At 48.8% G+C, this 15,841-nt stretch carries 12 protein-coding genes; all 12 read left to right on the top strand.

The features are described 5' to 3' along the window. Positions 1-49: 49 nt before the first annotated feature. The 12 genes from mutS to AC0WRU_RS13200 all read left to right on the top strand — a co-directional run bounded on the left by mutS (position 50) and on the right by AC0WRU_RS13200 (position 15,787). Positions 50-2,794, top strand: coding sequence for a DNA mismatch repair protein MutS (gene mutS / locus AC0WRU_RS13255; RefSeq protein ID WP_476124999.1), 2,745 nt, complete (start codon positions 50-52; stop codon positions 2,792-2,794). A 60-nt stretch (positions 2,795-2,854) separates the two neighbouring features. After that, complete coding sequence (mutL, locus tag AC0WRU_RS13250; protein ID WP_476124997.1) at positions 2,855-5,041, top strand: DNA mismatch repair endonuclease MutL; 2,187 nt, start codon at positions 2,855-2,857, stop codon at positions 5,039-5,041. 12 nt (positions 5,042-5,053) lie between these two features. Then, positions 5,054-5,905 (top strand): class I SAM-dependent methyltransferase, encoded by an 852-nt coding sequence (locus AC0WRU_RS13245; RefSeq protein ID WP_476124995.1) that lies wholly within the window; start codon positions 5,054-5,056, stop codon positions 5,903-5,905. Continuing rightward, positions 5,889-6,869, top strand: coding sequence for a tRNA (adenosine(37)-N6)-dimethylallyltransferase MiaA (gene miaA / locus AC0WRU_RS13240; protein WP_476124993.1), 981 nt, complete (start codon positions 5,889-5,891; stop codon positions 6,867-6,869). The genes AC0WRU_RS13245 and miaA overlap by 17 nt, the downstream gene beginning before the upstream one ends. Before the next feature lie 20 nt (positions 6,870-6,889). After that, a complete protein-coding gene (hfq, locus tag AC0WRU_RS13235; protein ID WP_023989043.1) occupies positions 6,890-7,135 on the top strand; it encodes an RNA chaperone Hfq in 246 nt (81 codons plus the stop codon). A gap of 186 nt (positions 7,136-7,321) precedes the next feature. Further along, positions 7,322-9,979 (top strand): PBP1A family penicillin-binding protein, encoded by a 2,658-nt coding sequence (locus AC0WRU_RS13230; RefSeq protein WP_476124991.1) that lies wholly within the window; start codon positions 7,322-7,324, stop codon positions 9,977-9,979. Positions 9,980-10,143: 164 nt separating this feature from the next. Further along, positions 10,144-10,701 carry a ribonuclease FAU-1 family protein gene (locus tag AC0WRU_RS13225; protein ID WP_476124989.1) on the top strand — a complete coding sequence of 186 codons (558 nt, stop codon included), beginning with the start codon at positions 10,144-10,146 and terminating at the stop codon, positions 10,699-10,701. 14 nt (positions 10,702-10,715) lie between these two features. Continuing rightward, positions 10,716-11,393 carry a YdcF family protein gene (locus AC0WRU_RS13220; protein WP_476124987.1) on the top strand — a complete coding sequence of 226 codons (678 nt, stop codon included), beginning with the start codon at positions 10,716-10,718 and terminating at the stop codon, positions 11,391-11,393. A gap of 147 nt (positions 11,394-11,540) precedes the next feature. Beyond that, a complete protein-coding gene (locus AC0WRU_RS13215; RefSeq protein ID WP_476124985.1) occupies positions 11,541-12,524 on the top strand; it encodes an AAA family ATPase in 984 nt (327 codons plus the stop codon). Positions 12,525-12,638: 114 nt separating this feature from the next. Further along, positions 12,639-13,925 carry a GTPase HflX gene (gene hflX / locus AC0WRU_RS13210; RefSeq protein WP_476124983.1) on the top strand — a complete coding sequence of 429 codons (1,287 nt, stop codon included), beginning with the start codon at positions 12,639-12,641 and terminating at the stop codon, positions 13,923-13,925. A 111-nt stretch (positions 13,926-14,036) separates the two neighbouring features. After that, positions 14,037-15,290, top strand: coding sequence for a methionine gamma-lyase family protein (locus tag AC0WRU_RS13205; protein WP_476124981.1), 1,254 nt, complete (start codon positions 14,037-14,039; stop codon positions 15,288-15,290). An 83-nt stretch (positions 15,291-15,373) separates the two neighbouring features. Beyond that, positions 15,374-15,787, top strand: a complete 414-nt coding sequence (locus AC0WRU_RS13200) for a MerR family transcriptional regulator (RefSeq protein ID WP_007430683.1) — start codon at positions 15,374-15,376, stop codon at positions 15,785-15,787. Positions 15,788-15,841 lie beyond the last annotated feature (54 nt).

Here is a 15,841-nt window from a genome sequence, read left to right as displayed (position 1 = left end):
AAGGTAATGTAAGTTTAAACGGAACATTGTATGGGGGTTAGTAAAAGGTATGGCCAAATATACACCGATGATTGAGCAATATTTATCGATAAAAGATCAGGCGCAGGATGCGTTTTTGTTTTTCCGCCTGGGGGATTTTTACGAGATGTTTTTTGATGATGCGATTCTTGCATCCAAGGAGCTGGAGATTACACTTACCGGACGCGAGGGTGGCGGCACGGAAAAAATTCCGATGTGCGGCGTGCCTTATCATTCGGCGGAAAATTACATACAGCGCCTTATAGAAAAGGGCTATAAAGTTGCCATTTGCGAACAGATGGAGGATGCCTCGGCTACGAAGGGGATGGTACGGCGAGATATTGTCCGTGTCGTCACTCCGGGTACGGTAATGGAAGGCAAGGTGCTGGGTGACAAATCCAACAACTACATGGTATGTGTCACCGAGACGGACGGGATGCTGGCACTGGCGGCTTGCGATTTGTCCACAGGTGAGCTGTATGTGACCTCTGTACCAGATTCGAAGGAATGGCTATTGGATGAAATTAATATTTATGAGCCATCAGAAATGCTGGGGGATGGTCATCTGCTCGATTTTGTGACCTCCCGAATGTCACCCGTAGGACGGCGTGTTGTATTCACAGCCTGGGACAAGTCTAAGGATGATCTTGTGCGTAGTCAATTTGGTGAAGCAACGTGGGCCAGACTCAACGAGGAACGTAGGCATTGTGTATCGCGTTTGATTGCTTATTTGAATGAAACGCAAAAAAGATCGTTAGGCCAGTTAACACAGATTTCTGCTTATGAGCCGAACCATTTTATGATTCTTGATCCATTTACCCGCCGTAATCTGGAACTGGTGGAGACGGTTCGTGAGCGCTCCAAGAAGGGCTCGTTGCTGTGGCTGCTGGATCGGACGGAGACGTCGATGGGAGCGCGGTTACTGAGACGCTGGATCGACAAGCCGCTACTTAGCAGTAATTTGATCGAGGAACGGCTGGAAGCAGTGGACAAGCTGTACCATCAGTTTATTTTTCGGGAGGATGTGCGTGCACAGCTCAAGGAAATTTACGATCTGGAGCGGTTGGTTGGGCGAATTGCCTTTGGCAGCGCCAATGCACGCGACCTGATTGCACTCAAGCTATCATTGACCCGGATTCCGGCTTTACGTGAGCTGTGCGCGGAATCGGAATCGGAGACACTGCGCCGAATTGCCCAAACGCTGGATAGCTGTACAGACTTGTGCGCGCTGATTGAGGAAGCCGTGGCGGACGAGCCGCCTGTTTCCGTAAGGGACGGGGGTCTCATTAAGGAAGGCTACCATCAGCATCTGGACGAGCTGCGGGAAGCTAGTGTGAACGGCAAGCGCTGGATCGCCGAACTGGAGGCGAAGGAGCGTGTAGCGACTGGTATTCGATCGCTCAAAATCGGATACAACAAAGTGTTTGGTTATTATATCGAGGTAACCAAATCCAATCTGGCTTCATTGCCGGAAGGACGTTATGAACGGAAGCAAACGCTGGCGAATGCGGAACGTTATATTACACCGGAATTGAAGGAAAAGGAATCTCTGATTTTGGAAGCCGAGGATAAGATGGTGGACCTGGAATACTCTCTCTTCTCCGAGCTTCGCAGTAAACTAAATACTGAAATTCCACGTCTGCAAAAGCTGGCAGAGCGGGTGGCTGAAATTGACGTGTACCAGTCACTGGCATCGGTCAGCGCAGAGCGTGGCTTCGTGAAGCCTGAGCTGACAACCGGATATGATTTCGTGGTGGAGCAGGGGCGACATCCCGTTGTGGAAGCCGTGATGAAGGATGGCAGCTTTATCGCCAATGGTACGGCACTGGAAGAAAAAGACGCGCATATTTTGCTGATTACCGGTCCGAATATGGCCGGGAAAAGCACGTATATGCGTCAGGTCGCGCTTATCGCAATCATGGCGCAGATCGGCTGCTTCGTTCCGGCTGCACATGCCAAAGTGCCGATGCTGGATCGCATTTTTACGCGCATCGGTGCGGCGGATGATCTGATTGGTGGACAGAGTACGTTCATGGTGGAAATGGCTGATATTCAGGTTATGACAGACAAGGCGACTCCGCGAAGCCTCATCATTATTGACGAGTTGGGACGCGGTACGTCCACTAGTGAAGGGATGACGATTGCGCAGGCGGTCATCGAGTTTGTGCATGATACGATCGGCTGTAAGGCGCTGGTGTCTACGCATTTTCATGAGCTGGCTCATTTGGAGCAAAGCCTGTCCTCGCTGCGGAATTACTCTATGGCAGTACAGGAAAGCGGCGACAAGGTGAATTTCCTGCGCAAGCTCATACCGGGTGCGGCCAGTAGCAGTTACGGTATTTATTGTGCCCGTCTCGCAGGTTTGCCAGATAATATCATTGAACGCGCGAACGGACTGTTGCACGGCTTTGAGCACGCAGCTGCCCAAGTGACGGCAGGCACCGAGGTTGTTGCAGCAGCGAAGGAAAACGTTGTAAGAGAAGCTGCATTGCAGGCTCCATTTGTGTCACAGCAAGCCAACGTTGTAAAAGAAGATACTCAGCAGGAAGTGGAAGATTCCAGTGTGCTGGATCATACAGCTACCGGAGTCGTACAGCTGTCCATTTTCGGAGAGCAAGAGCTTGCTCCTGCCAAGCCGCAGCCAGAGACGGCCGAGGTTAATCCGATTGTGCGCCAGATTTTGCGCAAGGTGAAAAACGCCGATGTCATGAACATGACACCTTTGCAGGCGATGCAGTTGTTAAATGAACTGAAAAACAAGGCTAACGGCCTGTAGTTCACGATATGATATTTCCAGTTTTTCATCACACTTTGAGGTCAGGGGGAGGTTAAAAGGATGTCTAAAATTCGGGTACTGGATGAGCATATTGCCAACCAGATTGCTGCCGGTGAGGTTGTGGAACGTCCAGCCTCCGTCGTGAAGGAACTGGTGGAAAATGCGATTGATGCGGGCGGTACGCGCGTAGATGTATGGGTTGAAGAAGGCGGACTGCAAAGCATCCGGGTGACGGATAATGGCAGTGGCATTGAGCCTGAGGATGTGGAAACGGCGTTCTATCGGCATGCGACAAGCAAAATCGGACATGGACGCGATCTGTTCCAGATCACGAGCCTGGGCTTCCGTGGAGAAGCGCTGCCGAGTATTGCGGCTGTATCGAAAGTGGAGCTGCTCACAGCAGCCGCAGATGACGGACGTGCCCGCAAATTGATTATTGAGGGCGGCAAGCTGGTACTGCACGAGGATGCAGCCGCCCGGCAAGGGACGGATTTTACCGTCCGGGAGCTGTTTTATAATACACCTGCAAGACTGAAATATATGAAAACGATCCAGACGGAGCTGGGGCACATTTCGGATGTGCTTTACCGAATGGCGCTTTCGCACCCGGAAGTTGCCTTCACTTTACGACATAACGGGAATACACTGCTTCAAACGCTGGGTAATGGTGATTTGCTTCAGGTGATTGCTGCTGTTTACGGAACTTCTGCGGCCAAATCCATGCTGCTGCTGGAAGGAGAAAGTCTCGATTACCGTATTAGCGGCTATGTCAGCCGCCCGGAGTGGACCAGATCGAATCGAAACGCCATCTCAACGGTGGTGAACGGACGCTTTGTGCGTAGCTATGGGCTGAATCAGGCGTTGCTTAAGGCATATCATACGCTGCTGCCGATCAATCGTTTTCCCCTGGCTGTGATCCAGTTGGAGATGCATCCTTCACTGGTAGATGTTAACGTTCATCCCGCCAAGCTGGAGGTGCGTTTCAGCAAAGAAGCAGAGCTGTTTCAGTTGATTGAGGATTCGGTAAAAGCTGTTCTAGGACAGCAGGTGCTGATTCCGAAGGCAGTCAAGCGCGAAATCGGCGGCAAGGATAGCGGCTCGTTTGTGCAGGAGCAGTTTCATTTCTCGAAGGGAAACGGTATGGAAGGAAATTCTTCTGCTGGCGAGAGTCAAGTGGAGGCACAGCCGCTTACCGGATCTTACCCAGAGGGCCGTGACCCTCGCCAATCTATTCGGTTGGATGGAAATGAGGAGAACCGTGGGCATGGGGCGGATCGTGAGCAACGTCAAGATAGGGAGAGGCTCCCTGTCATTGGTCGGGTGAACCCGCCTTCTGGGCAACGTGTCAGTGACGAAGAGCTAGATGCAGATTTTGTGGATGGAAACGATGGAAATGGCGTTAGAGGGAGCGCTCCATTGCCTGATGGTGCTGCCGGGCAGACGCCCGATACTCAAGAGATACAAGGAAGTAGAGCCGTATCGGGCTCATCTTCCTTGTGCAGCGACGGAGTACAGGAAGCGGCTGCTTCTGTGGCTTATCGGCCTTCTGCACCGGGTGCAGGAAACGCTGTGGATTCCCGCTATTTCACGGATCAGAAGCCACGTCAGTCACGACTGAATGCAGAGCAGTTGGCGGTGGTATCGGGTGAGGCTCCCGAGCTGCCCGCTTTTCCTGAGCTAAATTTGATCGGTCAGCACCATGGAACCTATTTGATTGCGCAGAACGATCAGGGGCTGTATTTAATCGACCAGCATGCAGCGCATGAACGAGTTAACTACGAATTTTATTATGAAAAATTTGGAAATCCTGAGGCCGTATCGCAGGAGCTATTGCTGCCGATTACATTAGAGTTTACGCCTTCAGAGACGGAAAAGCTGAAAACAAGGCTACACTGGTTTGAGCAAGCGGGAGTGTATTTGGAGCATTTTGGCGGTCAAACCTTTCGGGTTAGCTCTTATCCTTACTGGCTTCCTAAAGGAGAAGAAGCGGATATTATTGAGGAAATGGCAGGATGGGTACTGGATGAAAAAGCAATTGATCTTGCTAAGGTACGGGAGGCAGCCTCGATCATGTGCTCCTGTCGGGCTTCGATTAAAGCGAACCAGAAGCTGACCGACCGACAGGCTGTCGTATTGCTGGAGCGTTTGGCGACGTGCAGACAGCCGTACACCTGTCCGCATGGGCGACCTATCGTTGTATCCTTTTCCACATATGATTTGGAGAAGCTGTTTAAAAGAGTAATGTAAGGGAGTTTGTACATGTTGCAGGATCGGGAAAACCGTAAAGAAGAAAGGCAGGCAAGGCTTCGGAAGGAACAAGCCGATTTACTGGTGACGACGGGGGATTCTCCCTCGGCTGAGGTCGTGCAGCGGGCGGAAATGCTTGCAGCCGAACTGGGGGTGCTGTATGCCCCCCGTCGTGGTATATCGGTAGCAAGGCTGACTGCTGCTCATAAAGTTCGTCAGGCGCTGGTGCTAGTGCAGGGCGGGGTGAGGCTGATTAGTCCGGAACAACCACCGATGACTTTTCACCCAAGTATGGGCTTTATCCGCGCCAAGCGGGTGTTGAAAGGGGAGCCTGATCCGATGTTGACCGCCGCTCGGCTCGTTCCGGGGGACACCGTGCTGGATTGCACCGCAGGACTCGGAACGGATTCCCTCCTGTTTGCAATTGGAACGGGAAGCTCTGGACAAGTAACCGCTGTGGAAAGTTCTTTTCCTGTCTATGCTTTAATCAAGGATGGAATGAGGCATTACCGTTCCGGTAACGAAGCGGTAGATACGGCATTTTCCGGCATTGATGTTCGTTTTGGTCATCATTTGGACTATTTGCGTAGCGTGCCGGATCGCAGTGTGGATATTATCTATTTTGACCCGATGTTCCGTGATCCGTTGCTCGATTCCAGTGCCATCGGTCCATTGAGAGGGTTGGCTAACCCGGATGCGCTGGATGAGGAAAGTATTGCTCAGGCAAAACGGATTGCAAGGAAAACAATTATATTGAAGGAAAAACGGGGCAGCGGGGAATTTGCCCGCCTCGGCTTCCGTGTGGAGCAACGGGGCACAACGAAAACAGTGTACGGAGTGATTGATATTGACAGCGGCATCTAAGCCTAAACTACTTGTTCTTGTCGGCCCGACAGCGGTCGGCAAGACGAAATTAAGCATCGAGATGGCACGGCAATTTGACGGGGAAATTATTTCCGGAGATTCCATGCAGGTGTATCGTCATATGGATATTGGAACTGCCAAAATTTCCGAACAGGAAATGGAAGGAATTAAGCACCATTTGATTGATATTCATGAGCCGGAATACCCATATTCGGTAGCTGCATTTCAGGAAGATTGCCGTCGCCTTATACCGGATATTCATGCCAGAGGAAAACTGCCGTTTATCGTAGGTGGGACTGGTTTGTATGTGGAGTCTGTCTGCTATGAATACCAGTTTTCCGAGGTGGGAGCTGATGAAGCTTTTCGTCAGGAACAGCTTGATTATGCCGAGCAATTTGGAGCCGAGGCGCTTCATGCGCGACTACAGGCGGTTGATCCCGAAAGTGCACGTCGTCTGCATCCCAACGATCGTCGCCGAGTCGTTCGAGCATTGGAAATTTATCATGTTAGCGGAACGACGCTTAGCTCTCAACTTGCCAGTCAAAAAAAGGAATCTCCTTATCAGCTATGCATCGTAGGTTTGACAATGGATAGGCAAATGCTATATAAACGTATTGAAGACCGAATTGACGGGATGCTCGATCAAGGGCTTGTTGCTGAGGTAACCTCCTTAATGGAACGGGGAGTGCGAAGCGATGCCATCTCCATGCAAGGTCTAGGCTATAAAGAGATATCCTCCTACCTGCGAGGAGAGGTGTCTTTGGAAGAGGCGGTGACTTGGCTGAAACGGGATACGCGTCATTTTGCGAAGCGGCAGCTCTCGTGGTTTCGCCATATGAAGGATATCCAGTGGGTAGATGTCACTGATTTCGGAAATTTTTCTGCTCATGCAGCCCGAATACACGAAATTATAGCAGGAAAGTTCCGGACAGACCTTGAATATACTTCAAAACAATCCAAATGATTATTGGGGGTACGGCTAAAATGAACAAGTCCATTAATATCCAAGATACGTTTCTGAATCAATTGCGCAAGGATTCTATACCGGTAACGGTATACCTGATCAATGGATTTCAGGTGCGGGGAACGATTAAAGCATTTGACAACTTCACAATTGTTATCGACTCCGATGGAAAGCAACAGCTGATCTACAAGCATGCTATTTCCACCTTTACACCGCAGCGCAATGTGTCGCTTGTACAGCAACAGGATAACGCCAGCGATAACTGATTACGGCCTGACGGACGCCCGGGTTGATGAAACTTTTCAGGCGTCCGTATCGTCTAACCGTATAGGAATGTGACCGGGAGCAACCTGAACAGGGTTGTTCTTTTCATTCCGTTTGCTTTCATGCTGTCGACATGAAGCTATATACGTTCTGCAACATATGATTATTCGCGAAAGGGAGTCAGGGGAATGCCAAACGATTCATTGTCCAGATCCGGCAATCGCAATAGAAACACACCTAAAGAGAAGCCGAAGGGCAAGAAAAAGAAAATTACAGGTAAGCGAGTTGGATGGACGCTGTTTATTACGGCGGCGTTAGCCATATTTTGCGCGCTTGGAGGATATTTGTTTGTCATGGTAAATGGCGAAAAAATTTATAAGGCCAATCTAGACAAAATTACAGTGAATGAGACATCGAAGGTTTACGATCGTAACGGCGTGCTCATGGGCGAGCTGTCCGTGCAAAAAAGCGATCCTGTCACAAGTAAAGAAATACCAGACCTGCTGAAAAAGGCCTTTGTGGCAACTGAGGATAAACGGTTTTATGAGCATCAGGGTGTCGATATTTGGTCCATTGGCCGGGCGGCTGTTAAGGATATCGTAGCACGTTCGGCAGTGGAGGGCGGCAGTACGCTGACCCAGCAGTTGGCGAAAAACCTGTTTTTGACGCGTGACAAGACCTTTTTCCGTAAAGCGACCGAAGTATCCATTGCGATGGCGCTGGAGCGGAATTTGAATAAAGATCAAATTATTACGCTTTATCTGAACCGTATTTGGTTTGGACGTTCTTACTCCGGTATCAAAGCGGCGTCGGAAGGCTATTTTGGAGTGTCAGACTTAAATGAATTAAAATTATGGCAGATCGCTACATTGGCAGCTATTCCAAAAGGGCCTTCCAAATATAATCCAATTAGTAATCCGGAAAACTCAAAGGAACGACGTGCAGTGGTTCTCCAGTTGATGTTCGAGCAGGGAATGATCGGCAAGCAGGAAATGGAAGAGGCCAAGGCTGTAGATTATGATTACAAGCAGCCGGAAAAAGTTCAAAAGTATCAGAATTTTATGGAATATGTGATGAATGAAGCGGAGGAAGCCCTGCCAGAAGTCAGCGGAGACGACTTGATCGTTGGTGGATATAAAATTCATACGACGATGGATGCTCAGGCCCAAAATGCGTTGGACCAGGCGATGGCAGATGATGATATGTTCGAAAAAAGTCCGGACGATCAGCCTGTTCAGGGCTCCATGGTCATCATTAACAACCAGACGGGCGGAATTGCCGCGATGGCACCCGGACGGGATTACAAAAAGGGAACCTTTAACCGCGCAACACAAAGCCGTAGACAGCCAGGCTCGGCCTTTAAACCTATCGCGGCGTATGCGCCGGCTCTCGAATCTGGCAAATTTACAATGGATACACCTTTGAGTAATGAGCGACAGAGTTTTAACGGGTACAGCCCGAAAAACTTGCACGGTTACTCTTCGACCATCAGTATGACTGATGCGATTACCAAGTCTGAAAATATCCCGCCAGTATGGCTGCTGAACCAAATTGGTGTGGAAAAAGGAGTTCAATTCGCGGAGAGCGTAGGAATTCCGATGGACAAAAATGATCACTCGCTCGCTATCGCTTTAGGTGGATTAAGCAAAGGAACGAATACCCTTGAAATGGCACAGGCGTACAGCTCTTTTGCCAATAACGGACAGTTCCAAAAGGCTTATTCCATCAAGGAAATTAATGATAGTGATGACAAAACGGTTTACACTCACAAAGAAGAGTTTAAAACCGTAATGAGCGAGAAAACAGCTTATGAAATGACGCAGATGATGCAAAATGTCGTCAATAGCGGTACTGGTCGTAAAGCCCGTATTGATTGGCCTGTAGCCGGTAAAACGGGTACAACCCAGAGTGGAATCAGCGGTAACAGTGGCAACCGTGATATCTGGTTTGTCGGTTATACGCCGGAATATACTGGTGCGGTATGGATGGGCTATGACAAGCCGGACAGCAAGCATATGCTGAGAAATTACAGTGGGCAGTCGGCAGCCTTTTTCGGAAGGGTCATGGGTGAAGCCCTCAAGGGGCACCCGGTTACGCAATTCAGCCAGCCGAAAGGATATGAACCGCCAGTTGAGCAGAAGCCAGATGAGCCAGTTCAGGCTACCGCTCCAAGCGGACTGAGCGGGTCTTATAGTCAGGACACCCAAATTGTATCGCTGTCCTGGAATGCCGCGGCGGGAGATAATATGCAGTACCGTGTGTATCGCAAAGGGACTTCTGATGCTGGCTTTACTGCAATTATGGAGGCAATGAAGGGCACGAGTGGTGAAGACACGTCTCCTATAGCTGGAAACACGTATGAATATTATGTAGTAGCTTATGGGACGGATGGAAAAGAATCCGAGGCTTCCAATACTATCCGTGTGGAAGTTCCGGCAGAGACCACTCCGGTAGATCCTCAGCAGGGAACCGATCCGAATCAGAATGGAACATTACCGGATAACAGCGGGACTACAGATGGTCAGAACGGCACCGATCAGGGGAATACATTCCCTGGAGGTACCGATAATGGAACCAGCCCGGAACAGGTTCCGACGACTCCTGGAGACACTAGCGGAAATGGCACTGGCAGTCCAGGCAATAATAGTGACTCCGGCACAGGAAGTGACACGAATCAGGGAAATGGTCAGACTACTTCACCGGATACAGGTATTTCTGATGAAGATACTATGGTAAATCCAGAAAATACGGATACATCTACGACTGGAGTCACAACGGATGGAAGTCAGGAAAGCAATTCCAACGGTCAGTCGAACTCCAATCGTGGACATCGCAACCGAAATTAGAAGGCATATGTTGTATGCAAGTTGAATTTATCTCAACCAAAGGTATTCTCGGACCATTTCATGGTCTGAGAATACCTTTTTTGCTGTGATGAAGGGAGTTATTTTTGAGTGTACAGTTTAAATATGGTAAGCTGGTTTTACCAATGTTGGAGAGGAACATCATTATGAAGCGCAAATTCGGAGACCGGGCCAACTGGCGCAGAATAACGAACCGCAAGTTTGCTTGCCGGTATGTGGAAAGTGACGTGTTTACAGGATATGTGACCTTGTATACCATTTTGAGTCTCAAGGAGCCGTTATGGAAAAGCTACGGCGGTCATACATTTTGCATAGCGGATAAAGGTTATTCCTGGTTGCAATATTATCCGAAGGGTGAGCATTATGTTGTGACTGCCATGTTCGACAATCGGGAGCAGATTGTGGAATGGTATATTGATACCTGCCGTAATCAGGGTGTGACCGATCAGGGAGTTCCCTGGTTTGACGATTTGTATTTGGATGTGGTGGTACTTAAAAATGGCGAAATCTTTTTGGTGGACGAGGATGAGCTGGAGGATGCGTTACAGCGCGGGCATATCTCGACACAGGAGTCAGAATTGGCTAATCGTACGGCGGCTGACGTTTTACGACGAATAGATGCCCATACATTTCCCTATTTTAAAATGTCGCTGAAACACCGGGCAGACTGGTTTCACAATGGTGATTTTAAGAGGGATCGGTGAAGGTTTTGCAGAGGATGAGAAGGACTGGGCGAAAAGAATCTGAATTAAAAAGCAGGCTGAGCCGCCCAGAGAAAAAGTTTACAGCAGCCAAACGTTTTATACTTTGTCTGCTGGTTATTTTTATGATCGGTTTGGTATGGGTGGGTATTCGATTTTGGAATATGAATAACGCAGCCTCTACCACTCCGCTTAAGCAGGCACAGGTAGGTATTGTACTTGGGGCTTCCATGTGGGGAGCAGAGCCAAGTCCGGGGCTTAAGGAGAGGCTGAACGAAGCCTTGCAGCTATACCGCAACGGGACAGTGAAGTATCTGATTGTAAGCGGGGGATTGGACAAACCGACTTACCCCTATACAGAAGCTGAGGGGATGAAACGCTATTTGGTCGACAGAGGTGTTCCAGCGCAACATATTGTGTTGGAAAACCATGCGACCAGTACCTACGAAAATCTACTGTATAGCCAGCGCATCATGCAGGAGTATGGTTGGACCTCGACTGTGATTATCACACATAGCTATCATGGCCAACGGGCGCTGGAGATTGCCCGATTTTTGAATTTGGATCATCCTCAGATGGCTCTAGCGGAATCTAAAGTACTGAATATGCCGCTTCATCAGTCGAGAGAGGTACTGGCTTACGCCAAATGGTCGCTGCAACGGTGGTGGCTTGGTGCCAAAACCTGGGTGTCCTGAAACGTACAACGTTTTCTCATAGAGGTCTTCTCCATAAACAAAATGCTTTGCAAAAGCTCCCGTTGCTTTTGTGCTAATAAGGACATGCCGGGCCGAATACATTAGTAGGGTAAGCTGTGCCTGAAGAAATGTTGAGGTGATGGATGCATGAATGGACGGGGAATCGCCGCGGGCAAGCGGACGGAGGATAGACCTTCCAGGCAAATCAATGTCGTGCTGCGTAGCCCGGAGCCGATAGCTTCGGTAAATGTTGATGAGACGGATGCAGCAACTTCGACCAAGTCGCAGGCGTTACCGCAGTATCTTAGTCTCTATCAGGAAATTCAGAAGGACCTCGATCATCTCGTCGGTCTGGATAACATCAAAGAACTGGTATTTGAAGTATATGCTTTTTTGCAAATTGCCCATATGCGTACCGATGCGGGGCTGTTGAGTAATGCGCACGTATACCACATGATTTTCAAAGGAAACCCGGGTACGGGGAAAACAACGGTAGCACGCATTATCGCTAAAATGCTGCAAAAAATGGGGGTACTGAGCAAAGGCCATCTGATTGAGGTGGAAAGGGCTGATTTGGTAGGCGAGTATATTGGGCATACCGCGCAAAAAACGCGGGATCTGGTCAAGAAGTCTCTGGGTGGAGTGCTGTTTATTGATGAGGCATACAGTTTGGCGCGGGGAGGAGAAAAGGATTTTGGAAAGGAAGCTATTGATACCTTAGTAAAATCCATGGAGGATCAGAAAAATCAATTTATTTTGATCCTTGCCGGATACTCGGGGGAGATGGACTTCTTTTTGCGTACGAATCCTGGCCTGCCTTCCCGTTTTCCCATCCAGCTTGATTTTCCGGACTACACCGTGGATCAGCTAATCCAAATTTCTGAAATGATGGCCAAAGAACGGGATTATATTCTCATGCCCCAGTCCATACTCAAAATGAAAGAGTATCTGTTGAATGAACGCAACGACAGTCTTCATGCATTCAGCAACGCGCGTTATGTCCGCAATGTGATCGAAAAAGCGATTCGGCATCAGGCTGTCCGGTTGCTCAATCAATACAGGAGCGGGCAGCCGGGAAAGCAGGAACTGATGACACTGCGTCCTGAGGATTTGAAAATGGACAAAAGATAGGCGATAATAGAAATCTGAACCACATCGAATTGTATAACATCAAACGGGGGCCGGCCTGAATATCAGGTCGGTCTCTGTGCGAGAGTTAACATGGAAAATAAAGGAGCAAACAATATGGCGAACTCCACTTATGATACACAAACCGAAATGCAGGATAAGGCGGTACTGGTCAGTCTGATTACGGATGAAGTCAAGCGTTCTGGCATCAATACAGAATACTCTCTGAATGAACTTGTGAAGCTGGCTGAGACGGCTGGTGTTGAAGTGCTTAGCGTTCTGACCCAGAACAAGGAAGTGAAAGATTCCAAATGGTTTATCGGCAAAGGTAAGGTAGAAGAACTGCGTGCGGCTGCCGAGGAATTGGGCGCGAATACGGCTATTTTTGATCAGGAGCTGTCGGGGGCTCAGGTGCGTAATCTGGAAGAAAGTCTGGATCTCAAAATTATCGACCGTACGCAGCTCATTCTGGACATTTTTGCCCAGCGTGCGAAAACACGGGAAGGTATTATTCAGGTTGAGCTGGCGCAGTTGTCCTATTTGTTACCCCGTTTATCTGGTCACGGCAAAAATCTGTCGCGACTCGGCGGCGGTATCGGAACACGTGGTCCCGGTGAAAGCAAGCTGGAGACAGATCGCCGTCATATCCGTGATCGTATCAGCGATTTGAAGCGTCAGTTGGAGGAAGTGACCCGACATCGGTATTTACACAGAGAGCGCAGACAAAAGAGTGGTATTGTGCAGGTAGCGCTTGTCGGCTACACCAATGCGGGTAAATCAACGCTGTTAAAGCAACTGACGGCGGCTGATGTATATATTGAGAACCAACTGTTTGCAACACTGGACCCTACCTCCAGAACGATGGAACTGCCGAGCGGAAAAGAAATTATTCTTACAGATACGGTTGGTTTTATTCAAAATCTGCCTCATGATTTGGTTGCTTCTTTCCGCGCTACTCTGGAGGAAGCGAATGAGGCCCATCTTATTTTGCATGTGGTCGACGCTTCCTCGGATATGCGTGACGAACAGATGAAAGTCGTGGAAACGATTTTGGAGCAACTGGGGGCTGCGGACAAGCCTCAGATCGTACTATTTAATAAAAAAGACGCTTGTACTTCTGAGCAACTGGAAATGCTTCCTTCCGGCGAGGGCTATTTGAAAATCAGCTCATTCGACGAAAGTGATCTGTTGCGTCTTCGTGAGCTGATTCAGGAGCATCTGAGCGGAGATACGCTGAGATTCCGTATTCCGGCGGAACGTGGGGATCTGACATCGGTGCTTTATCGGATCGGGGATGTACTCCTGACCGAGTATGATGGCAATGATGTCATTTATGAGGTGGAAGTTCAGCGAGGTGAGTATGAAAAATATGGTCATGCCCTCAAAGACTTCACAGAAGGTTAACATCTGATGACGTTTTTAGGTCAATTCAATAATAATGCACGTCATTCAAAGCGACGATGATATAACATCAATAGCCTAAGGCTGCGTAAGAGAGAGGGTCAGAAAGGTAAAATGGTAGTTTTTAGTCCAGAAATCCAACAAATTCAGGAAACAGCAGAGCGCAAAATACAGGAACGGCTACAGCGTATAGATCATATTGTAGATGCAAATCAGTGGAAGGTTATTCAGGCATTCCAGCGGAAGCAAGTGAGCGATTTTCATTTTGCCGGCTCCACGGGATATGCGTACAATGACCGGGGGCGTGAGGTACTGGAGGAGGTCTACGCCGATGTGTTCGGTGCCGAGTCGGCGCTGGTCCGCCCGCATTTTGCCTCGGGAACTCATACGATTGCCACTGCTTTATTCGGCGTGCTGCGTCCGGGTGATGAACTGTTGTATATTACGGGGCAACCGTATGACACGCTTCACAAAGTGATCGGCAAGCCCGGCGACGGGACCGGGTCATTGCAGGATTTTGGTATTACTTATCGAGAAACTGCACTGACAGCCGAAGGTAAAGTAGATTGGACAGCGGTGGAGGCTGCAATCCATGCCAATACGAAGGTGATCGGTATCCAGCGTTCACGTGGCTATGATTGGAGAGCTTCCTTTAGCGTGGCAGATATCGAGGAAATGACAGCCCATGTAAAGGTGATTAAACCTGACGTTATTGTCTTTGTGGATAATTGCTATGGTGAATTTACCGAAAAGCTGGAGCCTACTCAGGTCGGTGTCGATTTGATGGCAGGTTCACTAATTAAAAATCCCGGCGGCGGCATTGCCGAAACGGGAGGATATATTTGCGGTAAACAAGAGTATGTGGAACTGGCGGCCTACCGCTTAACTGCGCCTGGAATCGGTGGAGAGGTAGGAGCTATGTTAGGTACTACGAGAGGCATCTTTCAGGGCTTATTCCTCGCCCCAACATTGGTTGGTCAAGCGGTTAAAGGAAGTATATTTGCAGCTGCGGTCTTTGAGGAAATGGGCTTTGAAACAAAACCTGCCTGGCATGAGGAGCGCACTGATTTGATTCAGGCCATTTCTTTTAGCGGACCTGAGCATTTAATTGCTTTTGTTCAAGGAATTCAGCGTGCCGCCGCCGTGGATAGCCATGTGGTACCGGAGCCGTGGGATATGCCGGGCTACGAGCATCCGGTTATTATGGCCGCAGGCACTTTTATACAAGGAGGAAGTCTGGAATTATCTGCAGATGCTCCGATTCGTGAACCCTATATTGGTTACATGCAAGGGGGCTTAACCTACTCTCATGTGAAATATGGAGTGCTGATGGCCCTGCAAACGATGAAAGAACGTAAATTATTGTGAGTTTTTCTAACATATTATTGACACTTTGCATCAGCTAAATGTACAATAAGGTGAAGAATAGATCACTGGAAGGTTGATGACAAATGGGCGACGAAATTCGCAGAAACATGGCCTTATTTCCAATAGGTATTGTCATGAAGCTAACGGACTTGTCAGCACGTCAGATTCGTTATTATGAACAGCATAACTTGATAGTTCCTGCCCGTACGTCGGGTAACCAACGTCTTTTTTCTTTTAATGATGTAGAGCGTTTGCTTGAAATCAAGGCGTTGATTGAGAAGGGTGTTAACATTGCGGGAATTAAACAAGTCATGAATCCGGTCACCAAGGAATCGGAAGAAGCGACGGTTATTACTGCAGATACGGAAGTCAAACGCCGTGAAATGTCCGATACCCAGCTTCACCGCTTGCTGAAACAACAGCTTGTGGCAGGTAAAAGACCAGGACAGGTATCCCTGATCCAAGGTGAATTATCACGTTTTTTCAATAAGAGATAATGTATAGCCTGCATTTTTGCATACTACCGTTTTACTTGAAGACCAGACCTCATT

The organism is Paenibacillus sp. 1-8 (assembly GCF_056316205.1).
Note: the sequence above shows the minus strand (reverse complement) of the source record. Positions and strands in the feature narration are given on the sequence as shown.

Excerpts from the sequence above, each read along its gene's own strand:
- mutS (WP_476124999.1), top strand. The coding sequence starts at position 50 with ATGGCCAAATATACACCGATGATTGAGCAATATTTATCGATAAAAGAT.
- mutL (WP_476124997.1), top strand. The coding sequence starts at position 2,855 with ATGTCTAAAATTCGGGTACTGGATGAGCATATTGCCAACCAGATTGCT.
- AC0WRU_RS13245 (WP_476124995.1), top strand. The coding sequence starts at position 5,054 with ATGTTGCAGGATCGGGAAAACCGTAAAGAAGAAAGGCAGGCAAGGCTT.
- hfq (WP_023989043.1), top strand. The coding sequence starts at position 6,890 with ATGAACAAGTCCATTAATATCCAAGATACGTTTCTGAATCAATTGCGC.
- AC0WRU_RS13230 (WP_476124991.1), top strand. The coding sequence starts at position 7,322 with ATGCCAAACGATTCATTGTCCAGATCCGGCAATCGCAATAGAAACACA.
- AC0WRU_RS13225 (WP_476124989.1), top strand. The coding sequence starts at position 10,144 with ATGAAGCGCAAATTCGGAGACCGGGCCAACTGGCGCAGAATAACGAAC.
- AC0WRU_RS13220 (WP_476124987.1), top strand. The coding sequence starts at position 10,716 with ATGAGAAGGACTGGGCGAAAAGAATCTGAATTAAAAAGCAGGCTGAGC.
- AC0WRU_RS13215 (WP_476124985.1), top strand. The coding sequence starts at position 11,541 with ATGAATGGACGGGGAATCGCCGCGGGCAAGCGGACGGAGGATAGACCT.
- hflX (WP_476124983.1), top strand. The coding sequence starts at position 12,639 with ATGGCGAACTCCACTTATGATACACAAACCGAAATGCAGGATAAGGCG.
- AC0WRU_RS13205 (WP_476124981.1), top strand. The coding sequence starts at position 14,037 with ATGGTAGTTTTTAGTCCAGAAATCCAACAAATTCAGGAAACAGCAGAG.
- AC0WRU_RS13200 (WP_007430683.1), top strand. The coding sequence starts at position 15,374 with ATGGGCGACGAAATTCGCAGAAACATGGCCTTATTTCCAATAGGTATT.